Below are 19,885 nucleotides of genomic sequence, written 5' to 3'. Positions count from 1 at the left end.
TCCGACAAAAAACACCATCCCAAAGCACGGGATGGCGTTTATTTTGCCAAAATCATCTCGGCCGTTCACTTGCAGCAAAGCTGAAGGAAACATAATCCTGAATTGGGATCCAGGCGCCGATTCCCTGCGAGGTGACATTTTTGATCACAAGGGATTTTTTATTGCCCTTCAGCATGAGATACACTTCGCCGTAGGTGACCTTTCCCTTTTCATTGATGGCCGGGGCGTAGGCGTAAAGATAGCCGAGCCGCTTTCTCGGTATGTTGTAAATCTGATCCTTTTTCGTGCCGAGTCCGATGACTGTCTCGAATGCAAGCGGCAGGTTTGTTTTGCCAGCAGCCTTACTGAGCATCATATTCTTTACTTCATCCGCATTCGAAATTTTCGCGGTCAGTCCGCCCTTAATGACCTTTTGGGATTCCTGGACGTAGTGGATCTGATACGGCTTTTCACCGCCTCTATTGTCATAATAGTTGGTGTTGATTTTCTGGTATTCCCAATTTGGCGCTGTTTCCGCCGATTCGTAGTTAAGCGGCCAATGCCCAAGGTAAATGATGGCCTTGTATCCGAATGCAAACGGGGTAGCTGATACAGATGTTTCGTTCAGCATCCTAATTAAATTCGGATTTTCGATTCTTACTTTAGAGGAATCAATTAATCTTTTTGCCAGTTCGCTCGGCTGAAGGAGCGGTTCATCCTGGTTCGGGTTTGGATACGTATTTTCTTTCGTAATATTTAAAACCCCTTCAGGAATAAGCTTTTTTGTCGCTGCCTTTTCGGCGGAGGCGGGTGATAATACGATTAGGACAACGGTAAACAGAATGAAAATGACGAATTTTTTTGCCATGAAAAAGAACTCCTTTCACATAGTGCGTTTGTTTGCACTTAGTGTTTTCGGAGTTCAGGAATATTATCCAATATGTTCATTTTTTGCATTGGCTGACGCAAGCAATCTGTTCAGCAGTTTCTCGAACAGAGGGAAAAAAATTTGAATCACTGGCCCGATGGCAAACGTAATAATTAGCGTTCCAATTCCAATCGGCCCGCTGAAAATCAACGCCAGGACCAATGCAATGAGTTCTCCAATCGTTTTCGCGACCATCAGGCTGACATTCAGCCGTTTTTTTAATCCCATCATTAAATTGTCAATTGGAATCAGTGGGAATTTCGCCTGCAGGTAAATGGCCGCGCCAATGCCGATGACGACAATTCCGGCGATGAACATCGTCAGCTTGTCTGTCAGGCCGGCTGGTTCATATCCCCCGAGAATAAGGAACATCCAAAGATCAATAAGCATACCGGTGGCAAAAATAATCCCAATGGCGAGCAGTTCGGGTTTACTCTGATGAAGAAAAGAATTGACAACGATGAGAATCGCTCCGACGATCATCACCCAGCGGCCGATTGACAGGCCGATTGTCTCGGACAAACCAACGTTCAGCGCATCCCAAGCGCCCGCCCCGAAGTCGGCGACAATCGTCATGCATACGCCGAACGTCAAAATCATTAATCCGATGAAAAAAAACAAAAAACGATAAAATAACGCCATGTTGGTCTCCTTAAGAATTATTCGTTCATAACCTAACAATAATGGAGCCAAGCATGGAATTGGGACCGTTTTATTGCCTTTTGCCGCCTCCATGGGACTCCGATAAGAGTGAGGCACTGGAACCGTCCCCGTGCCTCAAAAAAATAATAATCTGAATCTTTACAACAATCAATTAATGGTGTATACTTGCTTTAATTTAAATAAAGGAGGGCAGAATCAACTCGCTGGCAACTTTTCATTAAAGGAGGCAGGGATACACTAATTTATGTTAACTGAAATTGATTTTACCATATTAAGCATGAAGGTTGGTGGTTGTTCCCTAAAAAAGCGACTTGATTAATAAGCCTGATCGGAATGCGGCGCGTAGATGGATTTTCGCGATCCGCCTGTACATTTGAATTTGGATGAAGAAATGGCTCCGGGCAATTTGCCTGGAGCCATTTTGTTTTTTTTGGACAGTTACAAAAGGAAAAAACCTATTCCCATAATGATATAGGCAGCCATCAAGGTAAGCCCTTCGAACCAGTTCGATTCCCCGTCGTTAGAAATAATGATGATCAACAGGACTGCAGAAGCCATTGCAACGAGTTCAGGCAAGGTGAAAACAAGCGGCATGGATTTAGTGAACAGCAAGGAAACAAGGACAAGGACCGGAGCGACAAACATTGCGATCTGCAGTGTCGATCCGATTGCGATTTCCACTGCAATGTCCATTTTATTTTTCCAGGCAAAAATTAGCGCAGACGCGTGTTCAGCCGCATTTCCGACAATCGCCACAATGATGACCCCGATGAACAACTCGGTCCAGCCAAACGATTTCGCAACATCATGAAAGGTATGGACGAGATTTTCGGAAACATACGCCACTGCAATGGTAGCTAGGGCAAGGATGACAATTGCCTTCATTTTGCTCCATTCCGGCTCCTCTTCATGTGTTTGGCCGGAACTTTCACTTTGGTAAACTCCCCGGTGCGTGACCAGCTTGAAGAAGAGCGCGGCCAGATAAAGCGCAATTAAAATGATCGAGATGCCAACACTTAAGGATAGTGTTTCGCCTTCACTCATTCTCATCGAAAATACTTCCGGGATGACAAAAGCTACAAGTACAGCAAACATCAGGAGTCCCGAGTTATGGCGCGCATCAAAAATGTTAAAGGTTTGCCGCTTAAATTTGATTCCTCCAATAAAGAATGAAAGGCCGGCGACTAAGAGCAAGTTTCCAAGTACAGAACCGGTAAGTGATGCAAGTACAACCCCAGTAAGGCCGGCTTTAAGGGCGAAAATAGAAATGATTAGCTCGACAGCGTTCCCAAATGTCGCATTCAACAGTCCACCGATCCTCGGCCCTGCAATCACAGCGAGGCTTTCAGTCGCCCTGCCCATGTAGCTGGCAAGCGCGATAATCGTTAAACAGTAAATGACGAACAATATGGTGCTTGGCCAATGCATAAGGCTCCCCATAACCGAAAGCGGAACCCCGATAAAGGTCATAATCATAAAAATCTTATTTGCCACTACAATTCCCTCGCAATCCAAGTGTAGATGTTAATTCTACCTTTACCCGGGTTTTCCGCATTTATTCTAGCCCTTCAACTCGAAGGTCTCTCTCACATCAATACTCCCTTTTACGGATTGAACCATCGAACAGTTTTTCCCGACAAGCGTGATTGCTTTTTCAATTTGTGTTTCGTTCAGATTGTTTCCAGTAATGACGAAATGGATATGGATGGTTTCAATTTTATTTACTTGATTTTCATTCCTATCCACATTTGTCTGGATTTCAATATCCCTGACTTCGAGCCTCTTTTTTTCGAGAATTTTCCTCAGCACCCCGCCGCTGCAAACAGCAACCGATGCAGCCATCAACTGGTACGGGCGAAACCCGACCTCTTCATTACCTGAAACATCCAGGCGCCCAAACGGCAGCTCCGTAAAAAATCCATCATCCTTCATTTTAAAAATCATCTTTACCACCCCTTCATTGTCTTTAACAGTTTCTTATTAAAAAGAGTATATCAATTTATTGAAGCGGAAAAGTTTTATCTCCTCTCCCCCTTGCAAAAAAAGCCTTTAACCGATACCATCAGTTTTGACTATTCTACAAAAACCGAGGTTATGTTATGAAAAAAACTCCTGCAGCCCATTTTTGGATTCTTGTCAGCACGGTCGGCATCTCGGGCATTTCCCAGGGGATGCTGCTTCCGCTGATTGCAATTATCTTTGAGCATGACGGCTTGTCTTCCTCACTGAACGGAATCAATGCCACTGCTCTTTATATTGGAATATTACTTGCTTCCCCATTCATGGAAGCGCCATTAAGACGGTTCGGCTACAAACCAATCATTCTCGCGGGCGGCCTAAGCGTGGCCGTCGCGCTGGCGCTCTTTCCTGTTTGGAAAGGCTTTTGGTTCTGGTTCTTTCTCCGGTTTTTAATCGGAGTCGGGGACCACATGCTTCACTTCGGCGCCCAAACATGGATAACGGCCTCTTCCACCGAAAACCGGCGAGGCCGGAATGTATCGCTATATGGCCTTTTCTTTGGAATCGGATTCGCGATTGGACCGATGCTGACAAGACTAGTCGAAATCAACGAAGCACTTCCGTTTATCGTTTCGTCCGCTCTTTCGGTTGTTTCCTGGCTGTTCGTCTGGCTGCTCAAGAACGATTCTCCTGATGAGGACGGTGCAACTGGCTCGTATCTCGGAACCTTTTCCCGCTTTGGCCAAGTTTTAAAGATCGCTTGGGTTTCATTGCTCCCTCCTTTGGGGTATGGATTCTTAGAAGCTTCTTTGAACGGAAACTTTCCGATCCTCGCATTAAGGAACGGCCTTGATATTTCAGCCGTCTCGGTTATTCTGCCTGCTTTTGCAATCGGAGGCATTCTGTTTCAGTTTCCGCTAGGCATTATGAGCGACAGGTTCGGAAGGCGGAATGTCCTAATGGGCATCATGCTCAGCGGCTTTATCTGCTTTATCGCGGCAGGCCTCTTCCATACAAGCATGACTGGTTTGCTAATCTGTTTTTTCCTAGCCGGAATGGCTGTGGGCTCAACGTTTTCGCTCGGCATCAGCTATATGGCTGACCTGCTTCCTAGAAACCTTCTTCCGGCCGGGAACCTCATGTGCGGCATCTTTTTCAGTCTTGGAAGCATTAGCGGCCCGTTCATTGGCGGACTGGCCATTCAATATACTGAAGGTGCAACGTTCTTTTACATGATCAGCGTTTTGCTGATGGCCATCTTTCTGGCGTTATACTTCGTTAAACCGTCTGGGAGTACCAGCACAAACCAGCCCCAACTTTCCTAAATTCGTTTAATTCATTCGGGTTGTTTTCATTTTGCTTTGCATATACTGTACTGTATGATAGAATGATTCTAAACTAGAAAATAAATGTTTTATGCTGCTATCGCTTGCCGGTGGCAGCTTTCGTCATTTTATAAGGCCATTGATTATGATTAGCATTCTCAATTAGAGGGAGGAAAACGAAAATGGAAGCTCATGCCCGAGTGAATGAACCAGAAGGCAGCGGAAGTGCTTTTTTGCAAAAAATAATGCCCCATTTGGAATTGATTGCCGCAGCAATCAGCGGAATTTTAATCGTTGCAGGCTGGCTGCTTAGCAAAAGCGGTCTGGAACCAGCAAGCATAACTGCCTATCTGTCAGCCTTTGTCATCGGCGGTTTTGCCAAAGCAAAAGAAGGCATCGAAGCAACAATCGAAGACAAAGAGCTGAATGTTGAAATGCTGATGGTGTTTGCCGCCATCGGCTCAGCCATCATCGGATACTGGGCGGAGGGTGCCATCCTGATTTTCATTTTTGCCGTCAGCGGCGCACTCGAAACGTATACGATGAACAAAAGCCATAAAGAAATCTCCTCGCTGATGGAGCTGCAGCCTGAAGAAGCGCTTCTACTGACAGCAAGCGGAGAGCAAAGGGTTGCGGTATCGGAATTGGCAGTCGGCGACGCCATATTGGTGAAGCCGGGAGAACGAATTCCTGCTGACGGCCTCATCAAAAAGGGTGAATCAAGCATTGACCAGTCAGCGATCACCGGGGAATCCGTTCCTATTGAAAAAGGCCTGCGCGAGGAAGTATTCGCCGGCACGGTAAATCTGACCGGTTCCATTACGATCGAGGTCACAAAGGCAAGCGATGAGACGCTGTTCCATAAAATCATCGAGCTCGTCCAGTCTGCCCAAAGCGAAAAATCTCCGTCACAGCTGTTTATTGAACGATTTGAAGGAACGTATGTAAAAATTGTCCTTACGGTTGTCGCCTTAATGATGTTCGTTCCCCACTATGCACTCGGCTGGGGCTGGCAGGAATCTTTTTACAGGGCCATGATCCTGCTCGTGGTCGCTTCACCATGCGCACTCGTCGCCTCGATTATGCCGGCGACCCTTTCCGCCATATCAAACGGCGCGCGCAATGGCATCCTTGTCAAAGGCGGCGTCCACCTGGAGAATTTAAGCCACTTGAATGCCATTGCCTTTGACAAGACAGGCACACTCACCAAAGGCAAGCCGGAGGTCACCGAATTCATCTTGGCCGATGGTTTTTCAAGGAGCGAGCTGCTATGGAAAGCCGCTTCGATCGAGAACCAATCGAATCATCCGCTTGCGAAAGCGATTGTCTCTTTTGCAAAAGAACACTTCCAGGAAGACATGATTCAGCCTGATAAAATAGAAGATATGCCGGGCTGGGGCATCGCTGCCGAAATCGCCGGCGAGTCCTGGAAAATCGGTAAAGCAAGTTTCATTGGAAGAGAAGAAGCTGAGGCGGTTGCCGGAGAACACGCAACCCGGCTCGCGGCTGAGGGAAATACACTTGTCTTCATGAGTGTAAACGGAGTGCCTGCCGGGATGCTTGCCTTGAAGGACGTTGTCCGCGAAAGAGCGATGGCTGCGATTGGCGACCTGGCCAAAGAGGGTGTTTATACTGTCATGCTAACGGGTGACAGTCAAACGACCGCCAAGGCGATTGCAGCCGAAAGCGGTGTCGATGAGTATTTTGCCGAATGCCTGCCCGAAGAAAAGGTTGACCGCCTGAAAGGATTAATGGAAAGATTCAGCACTGTCGCGATGGTAGGCGATGGAATTAACGACGCTCCCGCCCTCGCGACTGCCAACGTCGGGATTGCAATGGGTGAAGGAACGGATGTTGCCCTTGAAACAGCCGATATCGTTTTAATGAAAAACGACCTCCCGAAGATTGCGAACGCCATTCGCCTGTCGCGCCGGATGAACCGGATTATCAAGCAGAACGTTGTATTTTCCATTCTGGTCATCATGGTACTGATTGCTTCGAATTTCCTGCAATTGCTCGACCTTCCTTACGGGGTCATCGGCCATGAAGGAAGCACGATTCTCGTTATCCTGAACAGCTTGCGGTTGCTGAAGTCATAGGGACGGTTTGTGAGGAGCTTCTGTTTTGCAAAAACTGCTTTGCGTTCCGAAGTGATGTTGTGATGGTTTTGAAGGGGTGGCAGTTCGGCAATTCTTGTAGTTGAAATGAGCAGGATGACTAGTGAAAATTCACCATGTTTTTTTGCAAAAGTAGCCCTCCTCAGAGGATGACTATTTGCAAATCTTTCGTATAGTCGTAAATCGCTAGTTATTCAACTTCATTTAATCGTATTATTCTAGTGAATGACACGAAATGTACAAAAGTCAGCAAAAATATAAAAACAAACACGAAAAAGGATGCTAAACCTTATCTAAAAGGCTAGCATCCTTTTTTGCTGCAATCAGCAATTTTCCTTCGCTTTCTCGGCATAAAAAGCATTAACTTCCCCGCCGAGGATAATAATTAATCCTGACAGAAAGAGCCATATCATCAAGATAATGAATGCCCCGATACTGCCGTAGGTCGCGGAGTAATTACCGAAGTTATTCACATAAAAGGAAAAGAGAAGTGAAACGACTGTCCAGCCGAGTGTTGCAAAAATAGCGCCGGGAACAGCAGACTTGCACTTCATCTTTACGTTCGGTGCCACCCAGTAAAGGACCGTGAATATCCCAAACAGGATCAAGGCGCTGACAGCCCATCGGATCGCGGCCCAAATCGCATGGAATTCTTCGCCCAGCCCTAGCTGTGTAAACAGAAATAGGCCGATTGCTTTTCCGAATACAGGTAATGCCAGTGCAACGATAAAAACGGTAATCATCCCAAAGGTAAGTAAAATTGCCGTACCTCTTGCAACGATGAGAGAACGACTCTCCTTCACGTTATACGCTTTGTTGAATGCCCGTACGAGTGCATTGATGCCATTCGATGCCGACCAGATTGTCCCGATGATCCCGATGGACAACAGTCCGCCGTTTCGTTTTGCCATCACGCTGTCAAGGTTTTTTTCTATTAATGCCATTGCTTCTTCAGGTGCGTATTGGCCAATTGCCCCAAGGATGTTATCCTGGGGGACTGGCAAATACGGAAGTAGCGTAAACAAAAAAATCAATAGAGGGAACAAAGAGAGAAGGAAGTAGTAGGCGAGCTGCGCCGCAAGCCCCGGAAGGTCATCTTCCTGAATCCGGTGAATGAGCTGCTTGACAATATTTTTGCTGAACAGGCGGCTGACATTCTCTACTTTTTCTTCCATCGCCTCATGTGCCAACCGTATCAGCTTCCTTTAAGATGACTTCGCTCAAGATTGGATCCTTGCCATCCTCGCCAGAAATTCCGCCCGCCATCGCCGACACGGTTTCCGGGCCTTCACCCTCTTCTTTTTTTGCAAAAGCGCCCTTCGTATCTTTCAAAATTCCTACAAGCTGTGGAGTGGTATCACGAAGTTCCTCCACTTTGCCGGCTATATAAACGATGTCGTCATTCATTTGCTCAACTGTATGTTGAATTTTTTTCGCTGCATCACGGATTGTATCGGTGATCTCGCCTGGATTTTTTAAGGCATACACCAGATTATCTGAGGTTTTCTTAGCGCTGTCAAAGACAGCTGTACGCGTTTCGCGTTTAAACAGACTGATCGCCCCGCCTGCAAGAGCCCCGAGGACTATCATTTTCCAAAACCGGCTTGTCCCTGCCATCTGAATCTCTCCTTCTTCTTCACGTTTTCCTTAACTTAATGTCTTCGCTATTTCTTGTAAATATCCTTCCCGGTTTACAGATAGGGCAAACATGGAGATGAAAGCGAAACGTGTAGCCGCACCCGTGTACACTGTTGACAATTTTCCTCCTGCATGGAAAGATGGAACTACGAATCCAGGAAGGGTGAAAACAATGGACCTATCAACCAAATCAGTTGAAAACGTCGAGTATATGATTGAAAAAATAAAAGAAAAACTAAAAGTAATGAACTTTGGAGCGATTAAGCCATCCCACTTTGATGAAAATATGTATGAAGAACTGCTTGAAATCTATGAAATGGTCATGCGGAAAAACAACTTTTCCACAAGCGAAATGCAGGCAATCGCCGAAGAACTCGGTAACCTTCGCAAACAATAACAACGAACAGGCCCAGCCTGTTCGTTTTTTTGTGTCCTTTTAACATGTGGTTGATTTGCGCTTCACACAGGAAAACTTTCGCGAAATTGCTTCGCCGGGGCTTTAAAAGACCACTTAGTGACCGAACGACTAACGAAAACAAGGCCTTCGATTAATAAAGGCAAACTTATTAATCGAAGAACCACCGGAAACAGAGCCTTCGGTTAATAAAGGACCACTTAGCGACCGAACGACCACCGGAAACATCGCCTTCGGGCTCTAAAAGACCACTTAGCGACCGAACAACCACCGGCAACAAGGCCTTCGGTTAATAAAGGCAAACTTGGTGACCGAAAGACCCCAGGCACTCCCGAACTAGTCCTGGTTTGTCAAAATAACCGGGCCGTCTTTGGTGATTGCGACGGTGTGCTCATATTGAGCGGAGTAGGTACCGTCGACGGTTCTGGCTGTCCAGCTGTTCTCATCCATTTGGGTTGGCCATGCGCCCATGTTGACCATTGGCTCGATGGTGAAGACCATTCCTTCCTTCAAGCGGGCGCCTTTGCCTGGCAGCCCGAAGTGTGGGACGTCCGGTTTTTCGTGAATGACGGATCCAATGCCATGGCCGATGAAATCGCGGACGACTGAAAAGCCTTCGCCCTCAACATATTGCTGGATCGCATGGCCGATGTCGCCAATCCGGTTGCCAACAACTGACTGCTCAATCCCTTTGTATAGCGATTCCTTCGTTACATCCAGCAAGCGCTGCACTTCCTCGCTAACATCGCCGACCGCGTATGTCCAAGCGGAATCAGCCAGAGCCCCGTTCAGGTTGACAACCATGTCGATCGTCACGATATCTCCGTTCTTTAAAGGCTCCTTCCTCGGGAAGCCGTGGCAAACCTCGTCGTTAATGCTGGCACAGGTGGCGTATTCATAGCCCCTATAGCCCTTCTGCTCCGGAGTCGCACCGTGCTTTTTCAAAAATTCTTCTGTAAACTGGTCAATTTCCCATGTCGTGATGCCTGGTCTAATCATGCCGGCAATTTCCTTGTGGCATGCTGCCAGAACTTCGCCCGCTTTTTTCATCATGGCGATTTCTCTAGCTGATTTTAGGACAATCATGTTTTTCCCGCCTTTTCGCAAAATTCATATTACGTTTACTATATGCATTTCAAATGAAATGCTGCCCTTCTAATAGTATCCTTCTTTTTGTGTTTTTTAAAGTAGCGGGTTTTTGAAGTGGGATGGAGGGCTTTTTTTTGCGGACGGGGTCTGGTTTCTTCGCCGGCCAATTATTAAAATGGATTTCATTTGTGCAGGCAAAAAGGCTGTGCCGGACGGATTCCGGTTACAGCCTCTGGCTACGTTCATTTTGCCCATATGGCTTTACGCTTTTAGAAGGTTTGTTGATTCACGGATGAAGGCCGGGATGTCATCTGGCGTCCGGCTTGTGACGAGCTGGCCGCCGCAGACGACGACTTCTTCATCTTTGTAGGTGGCACCGGCATTTTCGAGGTCGACTTTAATGGATTTATACCCGGTTACTTGTCTGCCGTCCAGTGTTTTCGCTGTGATGAGCAGTTGCGGTCCGTGGCAGATGGCGAAGACGGGCTTGTTTTCGTCCATGAAGTGTTTCGTGAATTGGACGAATCGGTCGTCGGCACGGAGGATGTCAGGGGAAAATCCTCCAGGCAAAAATAGCGCGTCATACTCTTCCGGATTTACTTCATCGATGCCGTAATCGACGGTGATTTCGGCTTCGCCCTGTTTTCCTTTCACTTCCTTTCCTCCTTCTCCCCCGATTGTCAGGACTTCATGTCCTCCTTCAACATAGGCTTGGGCAGGTTCGGTGTATTCGGAGTCCTCGAACATGGAAGTAATTAATGTTGCAATTTTCTTTGCCATTTTCAGCAGCTCCTTTTTCGGTATTTCTTCAACTGTATATCTCATTCCCTCCGCGTCTTTGATTAAAACTCCAACTGCCTGGTCAAGGTAAATTGTGTGATATTTCGGTTAATTGGTTTGTCTCTATGGTACTTTTATGTTCAATTTGTTATCATGAATGAAAGATATATAAACCAAGGTGAGTGAAGGATCATGATCGGTGACCGCGTTAAAAAGTTGCGTTTGGAAAGAAAAATGTCGTTGTCAGAGCTGGCTGAGCAGGCAGGGGTAGCGAAGTCGTATATTAGTTCACTGGAGCGGAATTTACAGCGCAATCCGTCCATTCAATTTCTTGAAAAGATTTCGGCCGTGCTGAATGTTCCGATTGATCATCTTATTCATGACGCGACAGATGAGAACGAGTTGGACAGTGATTGGCTGAATCTCGTAAAAGAAGCAATGGAATCAGGGGTTTCAAAGGACCAATTCAAGGAATTCTTAGAATTTAATAGATGGCGGCTTAATCAGACGAACGATGAAAAGTAGTCAAAAAGCAATCCGGCAGGGAGTCCCCGCCGGATTGTTTTATTTTGCCACTCTTTGCAATGCTGGCTGTTCGTTGTTTTTTAAGAAATCTCTTACAAGGTCGGTTCCCAATCCTATCTCTTTCGCTTCCATAATAAGTGCCATCCATTCCTGATCCAAGCGCTCACAACCTCTTTCAGCAATTGCCACTTTCTCACCCCTAAAATACGATTTCGTATTCCAGGCAGCCCAGCCGTCATTGCACCCGTGACTTCACTGCAGTAGACCTGAAGCTTTGCGTCCCGCCCTTTCAGACGGTTTGCCTTTTTCTGTTTATTACTTAAGCAAGATCTGGCTGTTTTTCTGTCTGTACCATGGACACATACTTAAGTAGTAGCTATAGGACTATTATAGATAGTTCTTTAGTGGTAGGGTGTTGGTTTTTGTCTGAAAGATAAGCGAAAAACCAACTTTATTTTTCCAATTACATACAAATATCTACAAGTAACTTTCTGAATATTCGGCAAGTGTAACCATTACTAATTTTCCAGACTTTTCCCTTCTCTTTTTATAAGGGTTTTTGTCGATTAGTCTGTAAAAAGTTGGGAAATATATTGAAATAATAATTAATTTGGACGAAAGAAATAGCCTTTTTAATAGATTGAATATTCAGTCGTTTGTGCATATAATATAAACACCATATTGATATTGCAAAATCCCATTCCAAGGCGGAGGAGGGTTTCGATTGACGGTTGTTCACGTAATCAATTATACGATTCCAATCGCTTTTATGATTTTCTTTGGATTTTGGCTTGACCGGATGTGCAAGCCGGCTGCGGCCGATGTTGACGAGACGGTTGGAACTGATATGGAAAGCATGACGACGGACACGAATGCACCGATACTAGCGGACGAGAACAAGACTGGCCAGTAGTCGAGCCAGTCTTTTTTTTGTGCTTTTTCGGCTGTCTATGTTAGTTTCTTCATCACTTTCTGGCTGTAGTTTTTAAATATAGAGGAATTAGTCTGTTCACCACGTCTGGACATGATACTGTTGTAGCGGAGCAGTTTTTGGTTCAGCTTCTTTTGCATGTTGGCGCGTTCGACTTCGTCTGCGCTTTCAGCAATCAGGTTTTCGATTGCAACTATTTCCTGCCGCAATTTCGTGGCTTCTTCCGTGTAGCCGCCGTTTTTCAAAATCCGGTAAGCCATCCGGATATCCTCAGGAATATTCGCCAGCTCGTCAGGCGGAAGTGGTTTTCCGAACCCTGGCAAATTTGCAAATTCTCCATCCTTATATGCCTTTTTAATCCGGTCTTCCGAAATGATCTGGAAATAATCCATTTCAGTTCCTCCTATACAGGCAAGTCTATTGTTCCTTTTAAGTATACCATTTTATTACTATTACCAGCGTAATAACCTGTTCTATATATTGGTTTATCCATTGATTAGTTTACGACTAGTTCTCATAATCAAATCGCTTATGGGGAAACTAGTACGAGTAAATGATTATGACGAAAGGGGTATCGGTATGGGCCGCGGCAAAAATTTTGACCATAAGAAGAAAGGCCATCCAGGCGATTTTCCGAAAGACAGCCTGACTGAAAAGCACACGAAGGAAGCAATCGGCGATGAGGAATTTCTGGTTGTGAGGGAAGCGTTTAAGAATCGGGTTGAACGCGGGGACGGCAATCGGTTTCATTAGGGTTTTGCGAATTGCCAAGTTTTATGCGCCAGTTCCAAAGGGATATGCGCTAATTTCACATGGTATGCGTCAATTTCATTCGGTTATGCGCCAATTCCAGCGGGTTATGCGCCAACTTAAGATGTTTATGCGCCAATTCCGAAGGTTTATTATCCAATTCTGACGAGTTATTATCCAATTGGATATCAAAGAGAAAAAGCGGTTCAGCCCACAAACGTGGCGAACCGCTTTTTTTGCAAAATTAGACTTGTTCCTCTTTCGGTATGGCGACTGCAGCTAGCTCTTTGTCCTTCAGCCAGTGTGCCGCGGCTTCAATGTCTCTTGAAAAGATACGGTCATGGGTGATGCTTGGTACGATTTCCCTTGCTTCTTCAAACAACTGGCGTGTGGCCGAGGCAAGCTTTTCCGGGCCGCGGAATTCGCCAGCCTGCAGGGCGCAGATCAGTTCAATGGCGAGCACCCTTCTCGCATTCTGGACGATTTGCCAGGCATGGCGGGCGGCAATGGTCCCCATCGAAACGTGATCTTCCTGGTTAGCGGACGACGGAATCGAGTCCACGCTTGCTGGATGAGCAAGTGTTTTATTTTCCGACACGAGCGAGGCGGCCGCATACTGCATGATCATGGCACCGGATTGCAATCCGGGTTCAGGACTCAGGAATGGCGGCAGATCGTTCAACTGCGGATTGACGAGCCGCTCGATGCGGCGCTCTGAAATATTCGCCAGTTCCGCAACGGCGATTTTCATGAAATCCATTGCGAACGCAATCGGCTGTCCGTGAAAGTTCCCGCCGGAGACGATCATCTCGCCATCATGGAAAATAAGCGGGTTGTCGGTCGCCGCGTTCAGTTCGATTTCCAGTTTTTCTCGTACGTAGTCAAGCGCCTGCCACGATGCACCGTGAACTTGCGGAATACAGCGAATACTGTAGGCATCCTGGACGCGCAGCTCACCTTGTGAGGTTATCAACTGGCTGTCCCTAAGGTAGTTCCGGATTCGCGCGGCAGTTTCAATTTGCTGGGCATATCCCCGCGCCTGGTGGATTTCATCAGCAAATGCATCGATGATTCCGGTTAGTCCCTCGATTGTCAGGCTTGCAATCAGTTCGCTCTGGTAGGCAAGCTGCTCAGCCTCAAGATAGCCGACCGCACCCATCGCCGTCATCGCCTGTGTTCCGTTAATCAGGGCGAGCCCCTCTTTTGCTTCGAGTGTAATTGGCAAAATCCCTTCCTGTTGCAGGGCCGCGGCTGCATCCATACGGATTCCTTTGTAGAAGACTTCCCCTTCCCCAATCAGCACGAGCGCCAAATGGGACAACGGCGCTAGGTCCCCGCTTGCACCAAGTGAACCCTGCTGTGGGATGACCGGGATGATGTCTGTGTTGACGAGGTCAATCAGCCGCTCGATTACGACTGGCCGCACCCCCGAAAAACCTTTCAACAAAGCATTCGCCCTGAGTAATACCATTGCTTTCGAAACGACTTCCGGAAATGGATCGCCAATTCCGCAAGCATGCGAACGAATCAGATTCAACTGCAGGTCACGAACATTTTCGGCATCAATTAAGACATCGCTGAATTTGCCAAAACCGGTGTTAATTCCATAAACAACCTTCTTTTCATCAACAATCCTTTCGACGGCCTGCCTGCTTTTTACCACTTTCTCCATACTGTCCCTTGAAGCACTTACATAAGCACCTCTATAAAGAACCTCTTTTACCTCCGCAAGCGTCAATGTGTTTCCAGTTAATGTAACCATCATTCTCACCTCTACCAATTTAGCAGGATAAAGAAAAAGGCTGGACTTCCAAACCGGTTAAGATTTGGAGTCCAGCCTTCTGTATATGCCTGCACAATGTTTTGTTTTCATCGGAATCATCCTCGTTTGTCAGAAAATAACGATAATTACCTTTATTGTATGTGGTGCAGGCCTAAGTGTCAATGGAGAATTCATTTGGGCATAATGTTACTTTTGCAAAAAGGTTCTTTTCCCGGCTACATAAAAGTTATCTCAATGTGGATGTTAACAGCAAAGGAGTGAATTAGAATGAAAAGAATTTTTCTCTTCGCTATCATTTTCTCTCTGTTTTTCCCTTCCGTTATTGCCGCCGCTCCAGAGGATCAGGTAAAGGCGGCGTTTGTCCGGGAGGGAAACCTGTGGATCGTCAATAAAGGCAAGGAAAAACAAATTAGTACAACGGGGCGAGTCGAGTGGCAGCCGAAATGGTCCCGGGATGGGAAAATGCTTGTCTTTCAACTGAGCGCTCCTTCCCAGTTTGAAAAAGGAGAACAGCAGTCAGAGGTTTGGGTTTATAAAGTGGAGACAGGAGAGAAGAAAAAGCTATTTTATGATGGCTATTCTCCCGCCTGGGCTCCTCATCAAAATGTCGTTGCGTTTAATTCGAAAGGGATATTAAATGTGTCCAACCTACAAAATTTTTTCAATATTGCCACCGGGGTCAACGATTTTGCCTGGTTGCCAGATGGGAAGGGCTTCCTTCTTTCGTCATCAGGGACATTAAGGCCTGATGGCTGGTCGAGTGCCTCTTTATTCACGAAAAAGACCGATGATCAATACAGTGATGTTCAATTATTTGGCGGGGTGGAATCCTTTTTCACATTGCCAAAGGAAATCGGGACGACCAAAGAAAATAAACTGATTGCGGTTAATGCCGAGAAACTAACCTACTCTCCAAGCGGCAAGTGGATTTCTTTTATTGTTTCTCCAACAGCCTCTTGGTCGATGGACAGCAATATGGTTTGTGTCATTCGCAATGACGGAAAAAACTTCGAGGTCATGGACGAAGTGATACTGGATGTGAGTGAACCGAAATGGGCGCCGTCTTCAGATACACTTGCCTTTATCGCAGGCGGCGGAAGAATAGTGTTCGGTTTTAAAAATAAAGATTTAAAAGTAAAGGAAATGCCTGCATCCGGAACGTTCACTCCGCCCAATTATGCAGATTTTTATTTTGACTGGCTGACGGATCAATCGCTGGTCGTCTCCCGGTTCAAAGAGCAGGAATGGACGAATGACTTCAGCAAGCAGCCCCTGCCCTCGCTTTATAAAGTGGAGATCCCGGCAAATAAGCAAACTCAGATAACCGCCCCGCCAAAAGGGTTCGGGGACTACTCGCCTCAGTTTGTAAGAACAATTGGAAAGCTATCCTGGTTTAGAGGAAAATCCATTGTCGATCAAAAAAGGACTGTCTGGCTGGCTAATCCGGATGGGACCTCTGCAAAACCATGGATTAAGAATGTAGAATCGATTGTCTTTTATAACGCAAAATAGTTTTTTGCCGTCCTATCCTCTTCAAAGCTCAATCTACTCCGGCTGCCGATTACAAAAATCCCGGTTTTTCCGGTATACTTGTAGAGTGCCGAAGCGAAGTGCTTTTTTTGCAAAAAGAGGCTTAATTCGCAAAAGGCAGCCTGAATTTGAAAGGATTGAATGCTGTGAAATCATTAGTACTTGCCGAAAAACCAAGTGTCGGACGGGAAATTGCCCGCGTGCTTGGCTGCCGGCAATCTTCAAAGAGCTATATTGAAGGCGATAAATATATTGTGACTTGGGCGCTTGGCCACTTGGTTGAGTTGAAAATGCCTGAGCATTACGATACAAAGTTTAAGAATTGGAATCTTGAAGACTTGCCAATCATCCCAGATAAGATGGGCATTAAAGTCATGAAGCAGACGAGCCATCAGTTCCGGGCAATTGAGAACCTTGCCAAACGGAAGGATGTCGGCGAAGTCATCATCGCGACGGACGCGGGGCGTGAAGGTGAGCTTGTCGCAAGATGGATCCTCGAGAAGATCAATTGGAAAAAGCCAATTAAGCGATTGTGGATTTCGTCCCAGACCGATAAGGCAATCAAGGATGGTTTCCGTCAGTTGAAACCAGGTTCCCAGTTTGAAAGCCTATATGATTCTGCCGTTTGCCGGGCTGAGGCTGATTGGCTGATTGGCTTGAATGTCACCCGAGCGCTGACGACGAAATACCGGGATCCCCTTTCTGCCGGCCGGGTCCAAACGCCGACCCTTGCGATGGTTTTAGAACGCGAGAATCAGATCCAAAAGTTCCAGCCGAAGGAGTACTGGACAATATCAGCAACGGCTGGCCCTCTTTCGCTTGAGTGGGAGAAGAATGGCGAGAAGCGCCTTTTTGACAAACAGAAAGCAGAAGAAATAGCCGGTAAGGTCAAGGATGTCAAAGCAACCGTGACGAAAATCGAACGGAAAAAGAAATCCGAGCCGCAGCCACTCCCGTACGATTTGACCGAGCTGCAGCGGGATGCCAACAAGCGCTTCGGTTTTTCCGCCAAGAAAACATTGAACACGATGCAGAGATTGTATGAACAATATAAGCTCGTCACCTACCCGAGGACCGACTCCCGGTACTTGACGACCGACATGGAGGCAACGATGGCGGACCGGCTTGGCGCCATTGCTGGGGCTTATAAGGAAGAAGCACGGCCTGTCCTGGGCAAAAGCCAGGTCCTTGCCAAGCGGGTATTTAATAATGCGAAGGTAACCGATCACCATGCGATTATTCCTACCGAGGAACGGCCGAATCTATCCGAACTCGATTCGGATGAGCGCAAAATTTACGACCTGATAGTCCGCCGCTTCCTGACGCTGTTTTATCCGGCATACGAATATGAAACAATTTCATTTGAAGTGTCTGCTGCCGGCGAAACATTCGCCACAAGGGAAACTGTGACTATCGAGCCAGGCTTCAAAAAAGCACTCGGCAAGGAGGAGTCTGTTCCTTTGAAGCCAGCCGTTGCGGCGCTGAAGCAAGGTCAGGTATTGATGGTGTCAGCTGTGAATATTAACCAAAAATGGACCGAGCCGCCGTCCCGCTACTCAGAGTCCGACATCCTCGGCCAGATGGAAAAATTCGGCCTCGGCACGCCGGCGACCCGCGCAGAAATCATCGAGCGGCTCGTCGATACAGAAGTTGTCGAACGGCAGAATGGCCGATTCCATCCGACTCAAAAAGGCAAGCAGCTGATCGAGCTTGTAAATGACGATTTGAAGTCACCTGAACTGACCGCGAAATGGGAAGAAGAGCTTGAAAAGATTGCGAAAGGCAAAGGCGATCCGAAAGCTTTTGGCAAAAGAATCAGGGAGCAGACGAAACGGCTGGTGTCCGAAGTCAAGACGAGCGACAAGTCCTACCGCCCGCCCAACCTGACAGGATCAAAGTGTCCGGAGTGCGATTCGTTCCTGAAGGAAAGGAATACAAAAGAAGGCAAAATCCTTGTCTGCTCAAGCCTCGACTGCTCGTACCGGAAGCGGAAGGATCCGAAACTATCGAACCGCCGCTGTCCGCAGTGCCGTAAGAAGATGGAAATCCATAACGGCAAAGCCGGCACGTACTTCCAATGCCGCCCATGCAATGTTGTTGAAAAAGCGGAAGAACGGAAAAAAGCCGTCAACAAACGCGAAGAGAAAAAGCTTGTCCAGAAGTATACCCCGAAGGAAGACTTCGGCACGAGCCTTGGCGATTTGCTGAAGAAGGCGCTGGAGAAGGATGAGTAAACTAGAAATCGTTTTTTGAGTTGATTGGCGCCTTTTTAGGAGATGGATCTCCGAGAAAGGCACCAACAGACTTTCTTAGTGACTTTTGAGAAAAATGAGTTACGGAAAAGGCACCAATAGACCTTCTTGATGACGTTTGAGAAGAAATATTTACGCAAAGGGCACCAAGATAGGCGAAGTGTGCTTCAATCTAGGAGAAAGAGCTGAAAGAAAAGGCAGAGGCGCCAATATCATTTGGTGCCTCTGCTTTAATAAAATCATGGGGCAACTAATTCCACCTTTATTCGATCTGGATCCTCAAAGAAAACGGCATAATACCCCGCTCCTCCAGCATACGGATGTTTATCCGCATAAAGAATATTTACGCCCCTTTCTAACAATTTAACTGTCATCTCATCAACATGCTCGCGTGACTTTGCATGGAAGGCCAAATGATTTAGGCCGACCCGGCATCGGTGGTATGGGATATCCAAAAACCTATCCTCTGCCTGCACGAATACTATGTATGATGGTCCAAACCGCCAGCTTTTTCCGCTATCCCACTCCTGAAAGGCTTCATAACCCAACTCTTCAAGAAACCATCCCCAAAACTCTATTGTTTTCTTTAAATCAGAAACATATATTTCAATGTGATGGATCACACCTTGTGACAAAAAAATCTCCTCCTATTCGACTCTACTATATCCCAATTTAATTTATGAAACTTGTTTTGGAACCGAGAACAATAATTAAAAGAGCTTAACGAAAAAACGTTAAGCTCTCCATTGAAGGCTTGTCCTAATTTACCCTTCCAATCCTCCTTATTGTTCGTCTATGGAGGTTGGGGAAATGCTGCCAAGTGCACCTAGCAGGTTGGCGAGGACGGCAAGGACTTGCTGGGTCTGCCCAGCAGTTAGACCGTTTACCGAGCTAAGGCGGATACACGGTAGTTCGAGTTGAAGATCCAAGCCAAGCAGGACGATAGAAATCGGGCATGGAATGGAGATACACAGGATTTCATCACCGGTACAACAGCCCTCTGGGCACTCGTTCTGTGGTGGCTGTTGCGAGCCTTGAGACTTTTTAATTTTAGCCATATTGTTTCACCCCCTTTTCATGTCGATAATTCAACTTATGAAAAGAAGGTAGTTTTGCATGGACAAACTGCCGTTTTTTTATAAAATGGTGGCCTGTCCAGGTAATCCCCAATGGCAATCTTGAAAATACTTCCTCTAAAATAGTATGATAATAGGGCTTACT

At 46.6% G+C, this 19,885-nt stretch carries 21 protein-coding genes and 1 riboswitch; of the genes, 8 read left to right on the top strand and 13 right to left on the bottom strand.

Annotated elements, in window-relative coordinates:
* Nucleotides 1-52 precede the first annotated feature (52 nt).
* The 4 genes from D1B31_RS07545 to D1B31_RS07530 form a co-directional block, all read right to left on the bottom strand.
* A complete protein-coding gene (locus D1B31_RS07545; protein WP_118920148.1) occupies nucleotides 53-847 on the bottom strand; it encodes a YfkD famly protein in 795 nt (264 codons plus the stop codon).
* 63 nt (nucleotides 848-910) lie between these two features.
* Nucleotides 911-1,549: a YczE/YyaS/YitT family protein gene (locus tag D1B31_RS07540; protein WP_118920332.1), complete on the bottom strand. Its 639-nt coding sequence runs from the start codon at nucleotides 1,547-1,549 to the stop codon at nucleotides 911-913.
* A 459-nt stretch (nucleotides 1,550-2,008) separates the two neighbouring features.
* Nucleotides 2,009-3,064: a calcium/proton exchanger gene (cax, locus tag D1B31_RS07535; RefSeq protein WP_118920147.1), complete on the bottom strand. Its 1,056-nt coding sequence runs from the start codon at nucleotides 3,062-3,064 to the stop codon at nucleotides 2,009-2,011.
* A 66-nt stretch (nucleotides 3,065-3,130) separates the two neighbouring features.
* Nucleotides 3,131-3,514 (bottom strand): OsmC family protein, encoded by a 384-nt coding sequence (locus tag D1B31_RS07530; protein ID WP_118920146.1) that lies wholly within the window; start codon nucleotides 3,512-3,514, stop codon nucleotides 3,131-3,133.
* Between the two features lie 155 nt (nucleotides 3,515-3,669).
* Here D1B31_RS07530 and D1B31_RS07525 point away from each other — a divergent pair, with 155 nt between their 5' ends.
* Both D1B31_RS07525 and D1B31_RS07520 read left to right on the top strand, forming a co-directional pair.
* Nucleotides 3,670-4,854 (top strand): MFS transporter, encoded by a 1,185-nt coding sequence (locus D1B31_RS07525; protein WP_118920145.1) that lies wholly within the window; start codon nucleotides 3,670-3,672, stop codon nucleotides 4,852-4,854.
* 182 nt (nucleotides 4,855-5,036) lie between these two features.
* Entirely contained in the window at nucleotides 5,037-6,953 is a 1,917-nt protein-coding gene (locus D1B31_RS07520) for a heavy metal translocating P-type ATPase (RefSeq protein ID WP_118920144.1), read from the top strand.
* 341 nt (nucleotides 6,954-7,294) lie between these two features.
* Here the strand turns inward: D1B31_RS07520 and D1B31_RS07515 are convergent, their stop codons facing one another.
* Nucleotides 7,295-8,146: a YihY/virulence factor BrkB family protein gene (locus D1B31_RS07515; protein WP_118920331.1), complete on the bottom strand. Its 852-nt coding sequence runs from the start codon at nucleotides 8,144-8,146 to the stop codon at nucleotides 7,295-7,297.
* Between the two features lie 4 nt (nucleotides 8,147-8,150).
* Nucleotides 8,151-8,588 carry a YtxH domain-containing protein gene (locus D1B31_RS07510; protein ID WP_118920143.1) on the bottom strand — a complete coding sequence of 146 codons (438 nt, stop codon included), beginning with the start codon at nucleotides 8,586-8,588 and terminating at the stop codon, nucleotides 8,151-8,153.
* 193 nt (nucleotides 8,589-8,781) lie between these two features.
* Between D1B31_RS07510 and D1B31_RS07505 the strand changes: the two genes are divergently transcribed.
* The gene (locus D1B31_RS07505; protein WP_118920330.1) at nucleotides 8,782-9,006 is read left to right on the top strand and encodes a DUF1128 domain-containing protein; all 225 of its coding nucleotides are present in this window, start codon (nucleotides 8,782-8,784) and stop codon (nucleotides 9,004-9,006) included.
* A 354-nt stretch (nucleotides 9,007-9,360) separates the two neighbouring features.
* Here D1B31_RS07505 and map read toward each other — a convergent pair whose 3' ends face one another.
* Together map and D1B31_RS07495 are read right to left on the bottom strand one after the other, a co-directional pair.
* Entirely contained in the window at nucleotides 9,361-10,110 is a 750-nt protein-coding gene (gene map / locus D1B31_RS07500; RefSeq protein ID WP_118920142.1) for a type I methionyl aminopeptidase, read from the bottom strand.
* A gap of 264 nt (nucleotides 10,111-10,374) precedes the next feature.
* The gene (locus tag D1B31_RS07495; protein WP_118920329.1) at nucleotides 10,375-10,893 is read right to left on the bottom strand and encodes a type 1 glutamine amidotransferase domain-containing protein; all 519 of its coding nucleotides are present in this window, start codon (nucleotides 10,891-10,893) and stop codon (nucleotides 10,375-10,377) included.
* A 192-nt stretch (nucleotides 10,894-11,085) separates the two neighbouring features.
* Here D1B31_RS07495 and D1B31_RS07490 point away from each other — a divergent pair, with 192 nt between their 5' ends.
* Nucleotides 11,086-11,418 carry a helix-turn-helix domain-containing protein gene (locus D1B31_RS07490; protein ID WP_118920141.1) on the top strand — a complete coding sequence of 111 codons (333 nt, stop codon included), beginning with the start codon at nucleotides 11,086-11,088 and terminating at the stop codon, nucleotides 11,416-11,418.
* A gap of 39 nt (nucleotides 11,419-11,457) precedes the next feature.
* Here D1B31_RS07490 and D1B31_RS07485 read toward each other — a convergent pair whose 3' ends face one another.
* Complete coding sequence (locus tag D1B31_RS07485) at nucleotides 11,458-11,607, bottom strand: anti-repressor SinI family protein (protein ID WP_240035203.1); 150 nt, start codon at nucleotides 11,605-11,607, stop codon at nucleotides 11,458-11,460.
* 30 nt (nucleotides 11,608-11,637) lie between these two features.
* Nucleotides 11,638-11,731: riboswitch (cyclic di-GMP riboswitch) on the bottom strand.
* 411 nt (nucleotides 11,732-12,142) lie between these two features.
* Here D1B31_RS07485 and D1B31_RS07480 point away from each other — a divergent pair.
* Nucleotides 12,143-12,331: a hypothetical protein gene (locus D1B31_RS07480; protein WP_118920140.1), complete on the top strand. Its 189-nt coding sequence runs from the start codon at nucleotides 12,143-12,145 to the stop codon at nucleotides 12,329-12,331.
* Nucleotides 12,332-12,366: 35 nt separating this feature from the next.
* Here the strand turns inward: D1B31_RS07480 and D1B31_RS07475 are convergent, their stop codons facing one another.
* A complete protein-coding gene (locus D1B31_RS07475) occupies nucleotides 12,367-12,741 on the bottom strand; it encodes a DnaJ family domain-containing protein (RefSeq protein WP_118920139.1) in 375 nt (124 codons plus the stop codon).
* Between the two features lie 139 nt (nucleotides 12,742-12,880).
* Here D1B31_RS07475 and D1B31_RS24180 point away from each other — a divergent pair, with 139 nt between their 5' ends.
* Entirely contained in the window at nucleotides 12,881-13,102 is a 222-nt protein-coding gene (locus tag D1B31_RS24180; protein WP_158587492.1) for a hypothetical protein, read from the top strand.
* Nucleotides 13,103-13,343: 241 nt separating this feature from the next.
* On the opposite strand, the gene hutH is transcribed toward D1B31_RS24180, so the two are convergent.
* Nucleotides 13,344-14,861, bottom strand: coding sequence for a histidine ammonia-lyase (hutH, locus tag D1B31_RS07470; RefSeq protein ID WP_118920138.1), 1,518 nt, complete (start codon nucleotides 14,859-14,861; stop codon nucleotides 13,344-13,346).
* Nucleotides 14,862-15,149: 288 nt separating this feature from the next.
* Between hutH and D1B31_RS07465 the strand changes: the two genes are divergently transcribed.
* A complete protein-coding gene (locus D1B31_RS07465) occupies nucleotides 15,150-16,394 on the top strand; it encodes a TolB family protein (protein WP_118920137.1) in 1,245 nt (414 codons plus the stop codon).
* Nucleotides 16,395-16,558: 164 nt separating this feature from the next.
* Nucleotides 16,559-18,646: a DNA topoisomerase III gene (locus D1B31_RS07460; protein WP_118920327.1), complete on the top strand. Its 2,088-nt coding sequence runs from the start codon at nucleotides 16,559-16,561 to the stop codon at nucleotides 18,644-18,646.
* Nucleotides 18,647-18,903: 257 nt separating this feature from the next.
* Here D1B31_RS07460 and D1B31_RS07455 read toward each other — a convergent pair whose 3' ends face one another.
* Together D1B31_RS07455 and D1B31_RS07450 are read right to left on the bottom strand one after the other, a co-directional pair.
* Nucleotides 18,904-19,299: a VOC family protein gene (locus tag D1B31_RS07455; protein WP_118920136.1), complete on the bottom strand. Its 396-nt coding sequence runs from the start codon at nucleotides 19,297-19,299 to the stop codon at nucleotides 18,904-18,906.
* Nucleotides 19,300-19,446: 147 nt separating this feature from the next.
* The gene (locus D1B31_RS07450; RefSeq protein ID WP_118920135.1) at nucleotides 19,447-19,722 is read right to left on the bottom strand and encodes a hypothetical protein; all 276 of its coding nucleotides are present in this window, start codon (nucleotides 19,720-19,722) and stop codon (nucleotides 19,447-19,449) included.
* Between the last annotated feature and the right edge of the window lie 163 nt (nucleotides 19,723-19,885).

This window comes from Neobacillus notoginsengisoli (assembly GCF_003515685.1).
GTDB classification, from domain to species: domain Bacteria; phylum Bacillota; class Bacilli; order Bacillales; family Cytobacillaceae; genus Bacillus_D; species Bacillus_D notoginsengisoli.
Note: the sequence above shows the minus strand (reverse complement) of the source record. Positions and strands in the feature narration are given on the sequence as shown.